The 13947-nt window shown below is 62.9% G+C and carries 8 protein-coding genes; 3 read left to right on the top strand and 5 right to left on the bottom strand.

All coding sequences use genetic code 11. The annotated features are described in order from the left end of the window. Positions 1 to 939 precede the first annotated feature (939 nt). Entirely contained in the window at positions 940 to 1404 is a 465-nt protein-coding gene (locus tag CLU93_RS22095; RefSeq protein ID WP_099763313.1) for a hypothetical protein, read from the top strand. 642 nt (positions 1405 to 2046) lie between these two features. Beyond that, entirely contained in the window at positions 2047 to 7086 is a 5040-nt protein-coding gene (locus CLU93_RS22090; protein ID WP_099763312.1) for a diguanylate cyclase domain-containing protein, read from the top strand. 27 nt (positions 7087 to 7113) lie between these two features. On the opposite strand, the gene CLU93_RS22085 is transcribed toward CLU93_RS22090, so the two are convergent. The 3 genes from CLU93_RS22085 to CLU93_RS22075 all read right to left on the bottom strand — a co-directional run bounded on the left by CLU93_RS22085 (position 7114) and on the right by CLU93_RS22075 (position 9810). After that, positions 7114 to 8613, bottom strand: a complete 1500-nt coding sequence (locus CLU93_RS22085) for a nucleobase:cation symporter-2 family protein (protein WP_257225053.1) — start codon at positions 8611 to 8613, stop codon at positions 7114 to 7116. A 276-nt stretch (positions 8614 to 8889) separates the two neighbouring features. After that, complete coding sequence (locus CLU93_RS22080; RefSeq protein ID WP_071076698.1) at positions 8890 to 9318, bottom strand: hypothetical protein; 429 nt, start codon at positions 9316 to 9318, stop codon at positions 8890 to 8892. Between the two features lie 81 nt (positions 9319 to 9399). Then, complete coding sequence (locus CLU93_RS22075) at positions 9400 to 9810, bottom strand: FeoC-like transcriptional regulator (RefSeq protein WP_099763311.1); 411 nt, start codon at positions 9808 to 9810, stop codon at positions 9400 to 9402. Positions 9811 to 9959: 149 nt separating this feature from the next. Here CLU93_RS22075 and CLU93_RS22070 point away from each other — a divergent pair, with 149 nt between their 5' ends. After that, the gene (locus CLU93_RS22070) at positions 9960 to 10673 is read left to right on the top strand and encodes a S24 family peptidase (RefSeq protein ID WP_099763310.1); all 714 of its coding nucleotides are present in this window, start codon (positions 9960 to 9962) and stop codon (positions 10671 to 10673) included. Between the two features lie 44 nt (positions 10674 to 10717). Here CLU93_RS22070 and CLU93_RS22065 read toward each other — a convergent pair whose 3' ends face one another. Both CLU93_RS22065 and prpF read right to left on the bottom strand, forming a co-directional pair. Continuing rightward, positions 10718 to 12604, bottom strand: a complete 1887-nt coding sequence (locus CLU93_RS22065) for a propionate--CoA ligase (RefSeq protein WP_099763309.1) — start codon at positions 12602 to 12604, stop codon at positions 10718 to 10720. A gap of 102 nt (positions 12605 to 12706) precedes the next feature. After that, complete coding sequence (gene prpF, locus CLU93_RS22060; protein ID WP_099763308.1) at positions 12707 to 13897, bottom strand: 2-methylaconitate cis-trans isomerase PrpF; 1191 nt, start codon at positions 13895 to 13897, stop codon at positions 12707 to 12709. Between the last annotated feature and the right edge of the window lie 50 nt (positions 13898 to 13947).

Here is a 13947-nt window from a genome sequence, read left to right as displayed (position 1 = left end):
TTGCATTCCCATTTTGGGAATCGCAATCATACCTACCCAAAAAATCCCCACAAGACTCTGCAGCCCGCATTATTGCTGGGATTTGAATTCCGGCTCCGGGCACCAGCGCACAGAATTCAGAAACATCAAAAAAGCCATTAAACCCCATATAATCAACGGGTTAGTGGCTTTTTTTACGTCCCAGCATTTCCCTTAATCCAGATTAAACCCGACAAAAACCAGTAGCGATTACGCCAAATTTACGCCATGATTACGCCTCAACGAGAGGGATGCATGGCTTCATTCAGGAAACGGGTTGGCGGTTGGAAAGCCGGGGTCCTGAAAGCCGAAAGCCGGGGCAAGGTCTGACATTTGGAGACGACCTTGGTTTTTATAGAAATCGTGTCGTGCAATTTGCCCTACTTGGAAGCACGAACTGTCAAGCTTTTGTCCGATTGTCAGACCTGCCCCTCGCTCGCATGGTGCGCTGGCGGGATTGATCTGCCACGCGCCGGGCATGGCTAAGGGGCAAGCGGCACGCTATGCGCTGCTGCAGGAATCGAGCGGAGCACTGGCAACCGCCGCAGCGCTTCGCCTGGAGCGCATGGCGCACCCGCAAGAGACCAGCCCAGGCTGACCCTACCGCATGGCGCGGCCCGGAAGCGCTCACGCGGGCGCATCAGAAAATCGCCATGCCGGTGCTGGCCGCCTCGGCAGCAGCTTGCCAAGTTGCATTTCGGCATGGGGGCGCCTGTCGGCCGTGGATTTAATTGCTTATCGACGGCAAGCAGCCAGAAGCAAACGTTTACGTTGAGGTGACAATGTGTGACTTTTCTCGCTTGGCAATTCGTTATGCTCACGAACCGCTGCCGGCCGGGACGGCCGTGGTCACAACCTGTCAGCGCTCGATAAAAACGCTGTTAAATTAAGTAGAAATAACTTTTATAGCGAGCACCGACAATGAAAAATACACGTAGTCATGAAAATTTCCTACCCTCTTTCTTCAAGCCACATGGTCAAGTGAAAGTCTGGCCAGAGGGGAATGTCGTTTTTCTTGAGTTGACCGGGCCGTTCAATCGCGAATTCTTTTCTTCACTCCTGGCCCTCAATGACACGCTTTATTCGGAACTGAAGGATAACGGGCCTTTTGTGGAAATAGCATTGTTTCGAGAGAGCATGTTAATGCCGCAGGATGCACTAGTGGAATTTGGCTCTATTCTCCTAAAGCGAAGTGAATGTAACATCTCCCCTCTTGCTACCGCTTGGGTAATTGGTGAAGAAATTACAGAATCCATTATTATGCTTCCTTTGTTTAAAAAGAAATTTTCTGAGGCGGCCAGACCATTTGAAGTTTTCAACTCTTTGGATGACGCGAATGCCTGGGGGCGTGAGCTACTTCTGTCCACCAATAGTAGAAAGTATTGAATTCATTGGCCTGATTCGGCTGCGGATTCAATCGGTCACGCAATAGAATGGCCTCAGCCTCAAAAGATCGCAGCAGTTTTCGGCCATACTTTTCAAGATGTGCTCCCTCGCTGTCAGGCTTCGCTGCGGCCCAATTCTTTGCGTACATGAATATGGCGAATCCAACCAGCCCACCAATGCGTCGACCAGCTCTCCCCTACAATTTCACCTACGCGGCCAGTCCCGCGCTAAGTAATCGTCAGGAAATTATTGTGCAATTATGACGAACATAGCCGGATGCTAGGCAAGGCGCCCGCTGCGACGCAGAGCGCCGGTTATGGAAGTCAGAAATCACAATAATTTATTGGGGGTTACTTAGCGCCAAGACGATCTCGCCGTCCATGCAGACCTATCCCAAGAGTAAATGCCTGCTCCTTGCCCGCGCGCGCACCGGATCGGCGCCCACCGTGGGCGGACAAGTGAGCGTGTTTTCCCCGGCGGAGACCTGACGCTCGGCATCATCCTGCCGGTGTTGTTTGCACCACAGTCCATCGCAGCGCTCACTCATCGCCGACTTCCTACTGATATAATACTTACAATCAAGTAATACCACGAAATGTGCGCCTCAAGGCTCCCGCAACCGTCCGTGTACCGCAACAGCCCATGCGCTCCCTTTTCGACCACGAGATCATCAAACAGTTGCACAGCGGTGGCCGCTCGCGGGTGTATCGCGCCAGGGCTGTCGATGGCACTGCGCTGATCGTCAAGAAGCCCAATCAGCAGTTCCCTTCCTTTCAGCAACTGGCGCAATTCAAGCGCGAGTATGCGATCGCGCGCCGCTGCCGCCATCCTGGCGTCGTGCATCCGCTGGCGCTGCAGTTGCACGACGGGTGCTGGACGATGCTGCAGGAAGATAGCGGTGGCGAGGCGCTCGACCAGGTGTTGCGCACGCAGCTGGCGGCGCGCAGGACGCCGGCGCAGCCTGCGTTGGCGCTGGAGGATTTTTTCGACATCGCGCTGCAACTGTGCGCGGCGCTGGAAGCGGTCCATCGTCATGGCGTGATCCACAAGGACATCAATCCCTCCAATCTGGTGTGGAACGCCGACCGGCGTCTGCTGCAGCTGACCGATTTCGGCATCGCCTGTGAACTGCCCTACGAAAGCCATGGCATCGTCAATCTCCAGGCCCTGGAAGGCACGTTGCGTTACATGGCGCCGGAACAGACGGGGCGCATGAATCGGCGGGTCGACTGGCGCGCCGATTTCTATGCGCTCGGCGCCACCTTCTACGAACTGCTGGCCGGCCAGGCGCCGTTCGAGGCGGGCGACGCGATGGAACTCGTGCATTGCCACATTGCCCGCAGTCCCGACTGGTCGCATCCGGCACTCGCAAACTTGCCGGGCCAGCTGCTGCCGATCATCCAGCGCCTGCTGGAAAAAAATGCCGATCAGCGCTATCAGAGCTTGCAAGGCCTGCGCAGCGACCTCGAAGCATGCCGCGCGGACAAGCCGGCGCAGGCGCTCAAGCTGTCCGACCACAATGACCGCTTCCTGGTGCCGCAGACGCTGCATGGGCGCGAGGATGCCATCGCCGTGCTGCTGGCGGCGTTTGAACGCAGTGCCGCGGGGCGCTGCGAGATGCTGCTGCTGGCCGGCCATTCAGGCATCGGCAAATCGGCAGTCGTCAACGAAGTGCAGAAACCGATCGTCGCCCGGCGCGGCTGTTTCCTGTCCGGCAAGTTTGACCAGCTCCAGCGCGACGTCCCGTATGCCTCGCTGATCCAGGCCTTCCAGGGGCTGGTGCGCCAGTTGCTGGGCCAGCCCGAAGCAACGCTGCGGCAGTGGTCCGCAAAACTGCACGGCGCCCTGGGCGATGGCATCGGCGTGCTGGTCGAACTGATTCCCCAACTGGCGTTGATCGTCGGCCCCACCGACGCGGTGCCCGCGTCGGCGCCGGCTCAGGCCCAGCTGCGCCTGGACCGCCTGTTCCCCCGCTTCGTCGAAGTCTTCGCCTGCACCGGGCATCCGCTGGTGCTGTTCCTGGACGACCTGCAATGGGCCGATGCGGCCACCTTGCGGATGATCGAGCTGCTCATGCTCTCCTGCGACCAGTGCTGCCTGCTGTTCATCGGCGCGTACCGCGACAACGAAGTGAGCGCCGCGCACCCCCTCATCGCGCTGCGCGACAAGCTGCTCGCACGCGAGGTGCGCCTGTCCACGCTGTTTTTGCGCCCCCTGAGCGAAGCGCAAGTTGCGCAAATGGTCGCCGCTACCGTGCGCGTAGCGGCACCTGACTGCGCGCCACTGACCCGCATTTGCTACACCAAGACGGCCGGCAATCCATTTTTCCTCAACCAGTTCCTCGCTACGCTCAATGAAACGGGCCACCTGCGCTACCGGGCCGAAGGCGATTGCTGGGACTGGGACCTGCGCGCGATACAACAGGTCAAATATACCGACAACGTGGTCGAGGTGCTGCTGGAGAAAATCCACCGCCTGCCCACGGCAACGCAGCACCTGCTGCAACTGGCCGCCTCCAGCGGCAACCGCTTCACGCTCGACACGCTTGCGCTGGCAGTGGACCGCTCGCCCCGGCACACGCAGCAAGCCTTGTGGCCGGCGCTGCATGCAGGACTGGTCCAGCCGCTCGACGAACGCTATAAATACGTCAATGGCGACACCCGCGCCGGCCACAGCGGCGTCCATTACCGCTTCCTGCACGACCGGGTGCAGCAGGCAGCCTACCTGGTCGCCGATGCCGCTACCCGCGCTGCCAACCATCTTCGCATCGGCCGCCTGCTGCTGCATGCCACGCCGGGGCAGCAGGACGAGACACTGTTCGAGATCGTCGAACAGCTCAACGCCGGCCGTGCGCTGCTCGACGATGCGAACGAGCGCGTGCAGCTGGCCGCGCTCAATCTGCAGGCCGGCGTCAAGGCACGACGCTCGGCCGCGTTCCAGGCCACGCTGGAGCACATGCGCATTGGTCTGGGCCTGCTGCCGGCAGAGGCGTGGAGCGTCCACGCCGACCTCTGGCTCGACCTGCAGCTGGGCGCGGCCGAAGCGGCGTACCTGTGCGGGCAGTTCGATGCCGCCGAGGCGATCTATCCGCTGGTGCGCGCCCGCAGCCTGCACCCGCTGCTGCAGGTACGCTGCATTGCCATCCAGGCGCACCAGTATCAATTGCAGGGCCGCCTGCTCGACGCCATCGCCGTGCTGCGCGAAGGCCTGGCGCAGTTGAACATCGCCATTGCGCACGATGTCGCGCACATGAAGGCGCGTTTCGACGACATCCTCGCCGATATCGGGCGGCTGCCTGGCACGCAGGCGCCCGCCACCTTGCTGGCGGCCGGCGAGATGTGCGCGCCGGACGCGGTGGCCGCGATGCAGATGATGCAGGGCCTGTGGATGGCCAGCTATTACGCCGGCCAGCAGGATCTCAGCGCGCTGATGGTGGTGTCGATGACGCAGCTGTCCATGCAGCGGGGGAACAGCGATTTCAGCGCCGTCGCCTATGTCGGCTACGCGCTGATGCTGGCGCTGTACGACGGCGACGTGGCGCGCGGCTACGACTTCGGCGCGATGGCGATGGCGCTGGCCAGGCGGCGTGCCAATCTGCAGACGCGCACACTCACGGGCCTGATGTTCGGTGCGCTGATCAGCCACTGGACGCAGCCCCTGCGCAGCTCCGACGCCCTGTACGAAGAAGCCTTTGGCTGGGCGCTGGAAATCGCCGATTTCGTGCAGGTCGGCGTGGTGGCGGCCGTGCGCGCCACCGAACGGATGATCCTCGGCGACTATCTGCCGCACCTGATGCACGACATCGAGCACGACCTGGCGCTGATGCGCGCCAACGGCCAGCAGGCGATGGCCGATTGCTGCGTCGCCGCCGCGATCCAGCCGATCAAATGCCTGATGGGCTGCCTGCCCCGTCACGACAGCTACGATGATGCGACGTTCAGCGAGGCGCGCTTCCTCGCACAGTATGGCGATTCGCAGCTGTACCGCGCCTACTATTTGCAAGGCAAGATCCGCAACGCCTACCTGTTCGACGGCGCCGACGCCGAGCTGCTGGCCGGCCAGCTCGGCATCGTCACCCAGATCATGCGCGGCCAGGCCAAGGTTGCCGAGTCGAGCTTCTACGCCGCGCTGATATGGCTGCGCGCCTTGCGGCGCGACCCGGCGCGACCCGACGCGGGCGCTTTGCTGAGCGTGATCGATGCACTGCAGGCGAGCCTCACCGAGTGGGCCAGGCAAGGCTCGGACAATAGCGCTGCCAAACATCTGCTGGTGATGGCCGAGATGGCACGCTACCGGGACGACCTGCAGCTGGCCACGCGCCACTACCGGCAGGCGATCGACGCCGCCGGCCTGGCAGGCTACGTCAACGTGCAAGCGCTGGGCAATGAGCTGTGCGGCGAATGCTGGTCCGAGCAGGGCCACGCGCGCGTGGCCGGCGTCTTCATCCAGGACGCCATCGCGCACTACGGCCAATGGGGCGCAGAGGGCAAGGTGACGCAACTGCGGGCGCGCCACGCTGCGCTGCTGTCACGGATGGATGGCCGCGCCACGCTGTCGCAGGTGGGGCCCCACACGCACGGCAGTTCCGCGCTCGACCTGGTGTCGCTGCTGAAGGCGGCACAGATCCTGTCGAACGAAGTCGGCCTGCGCAATGTGCTGACGCGCCTCATTTCCATCGTCTGCGAAAACGCTGGCGGGCAAGTGGCGCGCCTGCTGCTGCTGTCCGAAGGCAGCTACCAGCTGGAGGCCAATCTCGATGGCGACGGCATCACCGTCCTGCAAGCGCGGCGACTCGATCTGAACGCCGCCAGCGACCCGCAGTTCCCGCTGTCGCTGCTGCGCTACGTGATCCGCACTGGCACGGAGGTCATCGAAGACAGCATCAACGGCGTGTCGCGCTTTGCCGCCGACCCGTACGTGCAGGTGCGGCGGCCGCGTGCCGTAATGTGCCTGCCGATCCGGCACGGCGGCCAGATCGACGGCATCCTGTACTTCGAGAACCGGCTTGCGGAAGCCTCGTTCACGCAGGAGCGCGTCGCCTTCCTGCGCATGCTCGGTGTACAGGCGATGATTTCGATTTCCAGCGCCAGGCTGCATGACAGCCTGGAGCGGCGCGTTGCCGAACGCACGGAACAGCTGGAAGACGCCAACCGCAAGCTGGCAACCCTGTCCATCACCGACGGCCTGACGGGCCTTGCGAACCGACGCCATTTCGACGACGTGCTGCGCGCCGAATGTGCGCGCGCCGCGCGCGTCAGCCAGCCGCTGGCCGTCGTCATGCTCGATGTCGACTACTTCAAGCGCTTCAACGACCGTCACGGCCACCAGGCCGGTGACGCCTGCCTAACCCGGGTCGCGCAGGCGCTGGCGGCCGGCATGCGGCGCGCAGGCGACCTGACGGCGCGCTACGGCGGCGAAGAGTTTTCGATCGTGCTGCCGAACACGGGCGCAGACGAGGCGCGCCAGATCGGCGAAGCACTGCGGCGCGCCATCGAAGAGCTGGCCATCCCCCATGCGAGTGCCGATGCAGCGCAGGTGACGATCAGCGTCGGCATCGCGGTCCAGTCGCCACCGGGCGCCGCCGATCCCGACGCCCTGCTGCGCCTGGCCGACGCCGCGCTGTACCACGCCAAGGATGCGGGGCGCAATTGCGTGGTGCTGAGGATGCTGCCGTCCGGCTGATCCGCATTCACGCTACAGGGCGGCGCCTCAATCGCTGCCGTGACTATTTTCGCGCGCCTGCTGCCTCGCTTTTTCGCTTGAGGCCAGGCCGTTGAAGAACAGATTGAGCAGCACGGCAACGATGGCGGCCAGCAGGATGCCGCTATGCAGCAACGGCGACAGGGCCTTCGGCATGTGCTGCGCGTACTGTTCCGCCACCAGCGGCAGCATGCCAAAGCCGATCGACAAGGCCACGATGAACAGGTTGTTGCGGTTGCTCTTGTAGTCGACGCCGGCCAGGATGCGGATGCCGGTGGCGGCCACCATGCCGAACATCACCAGCCCCGCCCCGCCCAGCACGAACGCCGGCACGGACTCGGCCGTTTGCGCGATCTTCGGAATCACGCCCATGACCAGCAGGATGATGCCGGCCGCTACGCAGACCCAGCGGCTGCGCACGCCCGTCACCCCGACCAGGCCCACGTTTTGCGAGAACGAGGTGTACGGGAAGGTATTGAAGATGCCACCGATCAAGGTGCCCAGGCCATCGACGCGCAAGCCGCGGCTGATGTCGGCCTGCGTGATGCGCTTGTCCGTCATTTCGCCCAGCGCCAGAAACATGCCCAGCGACTCGATCATGACGACGATCATCACCAGGCTCATGGTCACGATGGCGACCACGTCGAAGGTCGGCATGCCGAACTGGAACGGCGTGACGATGGCAAAAGCCTTGGCGCTGGCCACCTTGGCAAAATCGGCCTTGCCCAAGGCAAACGACAGGGCCGTGCCGGCAATGATGCCGATCAATACCGCGATATTCGACAGAAAGCCGCGGCCATACTTAGCCACCAGCAAGATGACGGCCAGCACGAAAAAGGCGATGCCCATGTTATCCAGCGCGCCGTAGCCGGGGTTGGCAATCAGCGGCACGGGGCCAAGCGGCGCTGGCAAGCCGGCCGCCGTAGCGGCAGCGGCCATCTTGAGGAAGGCAGGATCGGCAATTTGCGCCATGGCGGGCGGCCCGCCCATGGCCCAGTTCACGCCCACGCGCATCAGCGACACACCGATCACGGCGATGATGCTGCCGGTGACCACGGGTGGAAACAGGGCCAGCAGGCGGCTGATGAAGGGCGCGATCAGCATGGAAACCACGCCGGCGCCGATCACGGCGCCAAAGATGCCGGTAATGCCCAGGGCCGGGTTGTTCGCCATGGCCAGCATGGGACTGACGGCGGCAAAGGTCACGCCCATCATCACGGGCAGGCGAATGCCGAAGTACTTGCCGATGCCCAGGGACTGGATCAGGGTCACCAGGCCGCAGCAGAACAGGTCGGCACTGATCAGTGCCGCCACCTGCTCGGGCGGCAGCTTGAGGGCGCGCCCGACGATCAGCGGCACAGCGATGGCACCCGCATACATGACGAGCACATGCTGCAAGCCCAGGGTGAACAGCTTGCCGACTGGCAGGATTTCATCGACGGGCGATGGCGCGGCAGGCGTGCTGCCCGGAGCGATGCGGTGGATGGATTTCAAGCGGTGAGAGGCCATTTACGCTCCATTTCCTGGGTTGCCGCGGCCCGGATGGGCGCAGGTGAAAGGGAAAAGCAAGAGAGAAACGGGACGACTGGAACACGACGGTGACCGACGATGCATGCGAAGCTCCTTGGATGGGATGACCAAGGTATGCCATGCACGCTTCGTGCCAGGTGAAATTGTATACAGTTTGTGGCGACAAACCAGCATGAGGCGCATGCTGCCCTCGCCCTTCGCACCGATTTCAGGCGCGCCGCCATGAGCATGCACTAAAAGGGGACGCCAGCGCCGTCAGCGCCGCGTTCGCACCTCCTTGACGGCAGCGGCCGCATCGGCCGCCAGTTCACCGATATCCTTGTCGCGGCGCCGGTCGAACCAGCGCACGCTGGCACTCACCAGCCACCACGCCGGCAAACCGACGAGCGCCATCAGCGGTGCGGCAATGAACAGGAAGCCCGTGGCCGGATCACAGCCATACAGCGCCGCCACCGTTTGCGCGCTGTCAAACAAGCCGGGCCACCACGCCAGCACCGCCGACACCAGGACGGGGCCGGCAAACGTGGCAATGATGATGCTGGAGCAAATACGGATGAGCGCCTCCTTGCAGTTGCGTGGCCACATGACCATGAAGCTGAGCAAGGTGGCAAAGAAGGCGGCCAGCAAGGGGACGCCCAGCAGCTTGATCCAGGCAGCCCCTGCGGCGGTGATATCGATATGCATGATGTGCTTTCCGTTGCGGCAAAAAAAGCTGCGCTTGGCAGCTTGCTTGCTGTCATTCATTTGAGAAGGCGGCTTGCTGCCCTACCCTTGCGCCGGTCCGAACAAGGCCGCCACCAGCGGATCGCGGCGCGCCGCACCGCGTGGCCAGCACGGCGTGCGACGCACCTGCGGCGGCAGTTCGGCCCAGCCGTCGACCTCCTCGTCCGGCTCGCCCAGCGCGTACAGGGCGGGCCGCTGGCGCCCCGGTTCCGTGCAATGGCGCTGCGCCAGGTGAATCTGTCCCATGCCGCACATGTGGCGCAAATAGCGGCTCATGGTGCCCGCATCGAGTCCCAGCAAGGCGGACAATTGTGCCGCGCTGGCCTGGCCCTGCTCGCGTATGTATTGCGCGATGCGGGCGATATGCAGCTGCGACTTCTTGCTGCGTCCCTGTAACTGGCGCCCCTGCCGTGGCACCGTCCTGCTTTCCACCAACTGACTGCTGTTCAACATCTGCCTGACCTCCCGTGGTGTCGCCCATCGGCAAACGCTGTAGTGCGTTTGCGACAGGCAACGAGTGGACTTTATCAATCGCTAATGTTAAAGTCAAGCATTTGGTAATTTATCAAACGGTAAATTTCGGGTTTAATGTGGAGATGAATATGTATCAATACAGACGCGACCGCCTGCTGGCCCTGATCCGCGAGCACTACGACAACACGCGCAAGAAAATTTCCGACGTCAGCGGCTGGAGCGAGGCGCGCATCTCGCAAATCCTCTCGCCCAGCTACCGCGAGGGACGCGCCTTCAGCGAAAAAATCGCGCGCAAGCTGGAAGCGGACCTGCAGTTGGACAGCATGTACTTCGACCAGGGTGCGGCACCCGATCAAGCAGAGCTGGCGGCACGCGCGCTGGGAGAGGTACAGCCGGTGGTGGTGGTCGATGGCGAAGATGCGCGCTTCTACCCGATCCGCAAGGTGAAACTGCGCCTGTCGGCCGGCATCACGGGCTTTGCCATCGAACCGGAAACGCACGACGGCAGCAGCATCAGCGTGCCGCGCAGCTGGGTCGATCGCAATGGCTACCACCCTGAAAAACTGGTGGCCATCAAGGTCAAGGGCGAGAGCATGGAGCCGGCCCTGTACGAGGACGACGTGGTGATCATCAATACGGCCGACAAGCGGCCGGCCGATGGCATCGTGTTTGCCATCAATTACGAAGGCGAACCGGTGGTCAAGCGCATGGCGCGCGATATCGGAGAATGGTGGCTGACCTCGGACAACCCGGACCAGCGCAAATACCACCGCAAGCTATGCCGCGGTAATGAATGCCTGATCGTGGGCAGGGTCGTGCGCAAGGAAAGCGACCGGATTTGAGAATGCGGTTTATCAATCGATAAACTGCATTCTCGTCATGGCGTTTACACCAACGCTGCCTGGATCTGCTGCAGCGATGCCGGATCGTCCATCGACGTCAGGTCGCCCGGGCTGCGCCCTTCGCAGATGGCCTGGATCGAGCGGCGCAGCAGCTTGCCCGAACGCGTCTTCGGCAGCTGTGCCACGAACAGCACGCGCGCGGGCCGCGCCACGGCGCCCAGTTGGCGGTCCACCACAGCCATCACTTCGCGTTCCAGTGCCGCTTTCGCTTCAACGCTGTCGAAACCCTGCGGGTTTTTCAGGATCACAAAAGCCATCGCCACCTGGCCTTTGAGCTTGTCTTCCACGCCCACCACGGCCACTTCCGACACGTTCGGATGGCTGGTGATGCTTTCCTCGATTTCGCGCGTGCCCAAGCGGTGGCCGGCCACGTTGATCACGTCATCGGTGCGTCCCAGGATGAAGTAATAGCCGTCCGCATCGCGCACGCCCCAGTCGAAGGTGGAATACACTTGCCGGCCGCTGAAGGTGGACCAGTAGGTCTCGACGAAACGCTCGTCGTCGCCGTACACCGTCTGCATGCAGCCGGGCGGCAGCGGGCCTTCCAGCACCAGCACGCCCTTCTCGTTGGCGCCGCACTCCTCGCCCGTCGCTTCGTTGAGCAGCTTGACCTGGTAGCCGTACATGGCCATGCCCGGGCTGCCCAGGCGCGTCGGCGTATCGGCCACGCCTTTTGCCACCGAGAGGATCGGCCAGCCCGTCTCCGTCTGCCAGTAGTTGTCGATGATGTCTACTTTGAGTTCATCGGCGATCCATTGCGAGGTGGTTTCATCGAGCGGCTCGCCCGCCAGGTACAGCGCCTTCAGGGAAGACAGGTCGTACTTGCGCATCAGTTCCACCGGATGCTTGCGCAGCACGCGGATGGCCGTCGGCGCCGAAAACATGCGCGTGACCTTGTATTTTTCGACGATGCTCCACCAGATACCCGCATCGGGACAGATCGGCAAACCCTCGTACAGGATGGTGGCCATGCCGGCGATCAGCGGGCCATACACGATGTAGGAATGGCCCACTACCCAGCCGATATCCGAGGTGGCAAAGAAGGTTTCGCCGGGCTTGCCGCAGAAGTTGTACTGCATCGACGACGCCAGCGCCACCGCATAGCCGCCCACGTCGCGCTGCACGCCCTTCGGTTTACCCGTCGTACCCGAGGTGTACAGCACGTACGACGGCTCGTTCGATTCGAGCCAGGTGACGGGCACCTGCGCGTCCAGGTGCTGCTCGCGCAGGGTCGCGTAATCGACGTCGCGGCCCGGCGTCAGTTGCATCGGCACCAGGTGGCGGTCGACCAGCAGCACCTGCTGCGGCTTGTGCGCAGCGATGCGGATGGCTTCGTCGAGCAGCGGCTTGTAGGCGATCGCCTTGCCATTACGCGAACCGGCATCGGCGGAGAACACCAGTTTTGGCTGCGCATCGTCGATGCGGCTGGCCAGGCTGTTGGCGGCAAAACCGCCGAACACCACGGAATGCACGGCGCCGATGCGCGCGCACGCCAGCATGGCGAAGGCCGCCTCGGCGATCATCGGCATGTAGATCAGGACGCGGTCGCCCTTGACCACGCCCAGCGACAGCAAAATAGCGGCGCAGCGTTCCACTTCGCGCTGCAGCTCGCGAAAGCTGTAAGTGCGCTCGGTATTCGTTTCGGTGGAGATGGCGATCAGCGCGGCGGCATCGCCCTGGCTGTCCACCCAGCGGTCGACGGCGTTGTGGCACAAATTGGTGGTGCCGCCGACGAACCATTTGGCGAACGGCGGGCGGGAATAATCAAGCACTTGCGAAAACGGGGTATGCCAATCGATCTTTTCCGCTTCCTCGCGCCAAAAAGCGTCAGGCGTGTCGATCGAGCGTTGATAAAATGCTGCGAAATTCATGTCTCCTCCGGTAGGCGTGCAATCTGTGTCGGACCTGGGCCAACTGGCCTGGCCGCCGCATTATGTGTACGATCTGTGTAGCATCTGCCTGCGTATTTCTGCCTAAAACGCGTCGCCTGGAATGCGCACGACACCTTCCATCAGCACGCGTGCGCTGCGGCTCATGATGGCTTTGGTGACGCTCCATGCGCCATCGACCAGCGCCGCTTCCGCGCCCACCATCAGGGTGCCGGACGGGTGGCCGAAACGCACGCTGGTTTTTTCGCCGCCGCCCGCCGCCAGGTTCACCAGGGTGCCGGGAATGGCTGCCGCCGTGCCGATGGCGACTGCGGCCGTACCCATCATGGCGTGGTGCAGCTTGCCCATCGACATGGCGCGCACCAGCAGGTCGATATCGCCCGCTGCCACCTGTTTTCCGCTGGACGAGACATAGCTGGCCGGCTTGGCGACAAAAGCCACTTTCGGCGTGTGCTGGCGCTTCGCCGACTCATCCAGGTGGGAAATCAAACCCATGCGCAGGGCGCCATGCGCGCGGATGGTCTCGAAACGGGCCAGTGCGGCCGGATCGCCATTGATGGCGTCCTGCAGTTCCGTGCCCGTGTAGCCGATGGCCTGCGCATCGACAAAAATCGTCGGGATGCCGGCGTTGATCATCGTGACTTTCAAGGTGCCGATGCCGGGCACGTCGAGGTCATCGACGAGGTTGCCGGTCGGGAACATAGCGCCACCGCCGCCCTCTTCGTCGGCGGCCGGATCGAGGAATTCCAGCTTCACTTCGGCGGCCGGGAAGGTCACGCCATCGAGCTCGAAGTCGCCCGTTTCCTGCACTTCGCCATGCGTCACGGGGACGTGGGCGATGATGGTCTTGCCGATATTGGCTTGCCAGATGCGCACCGTGGCGACACCATTTGCGGGCACGCGCGCGGCGTCCACCAGGCCGCTGGCAATGGCGAACGAGCCGACTGCCGCCGACAGGTTGCCGCAATTGCCGCTCCAGTCGACGAACGGCCTGTCGATGGAGACCTGGCCGAACAGATAATCGACGTCGTGCTCAGGCTTGCTACTTTTCGCCAGGATCACCGTCTTGCTGGTGCTCGAGGTGGCGCCGCCCATGCCGTCGATCTGCTTGCCGTACGGGTCGGGACTGCCGATCACGCGCAGCAGCAGCGCATCGCGCGCCGCACCGGGCACTTGCGCGCTGGCGGGCAAATCCTGCAGGCGGAAGAACACGCCCTTGCTGGTGCCGCCACGCATGTAGGTGGCGGGGATTTTGATTTGGGGGGTGTGGGTCATTGAAATTCCTGCATTGATTGGCTGATTAAACCCAACGGCGAAATGCCGGG

It is taken from the genome of Janthinobacterium sp. 35 (assembly GCF_002754575.1).
Taxonomy (GTDB): Bacteria; Pseudomonadota; Gammaproteobacteria; order Burkholderiales; family Burkholderiaceae_D; genus Janthinobacterium; species Janthinobacterium tructae.
This window is presented reverse-complemented; position numbering and strand designations above follow the sequence as displayed.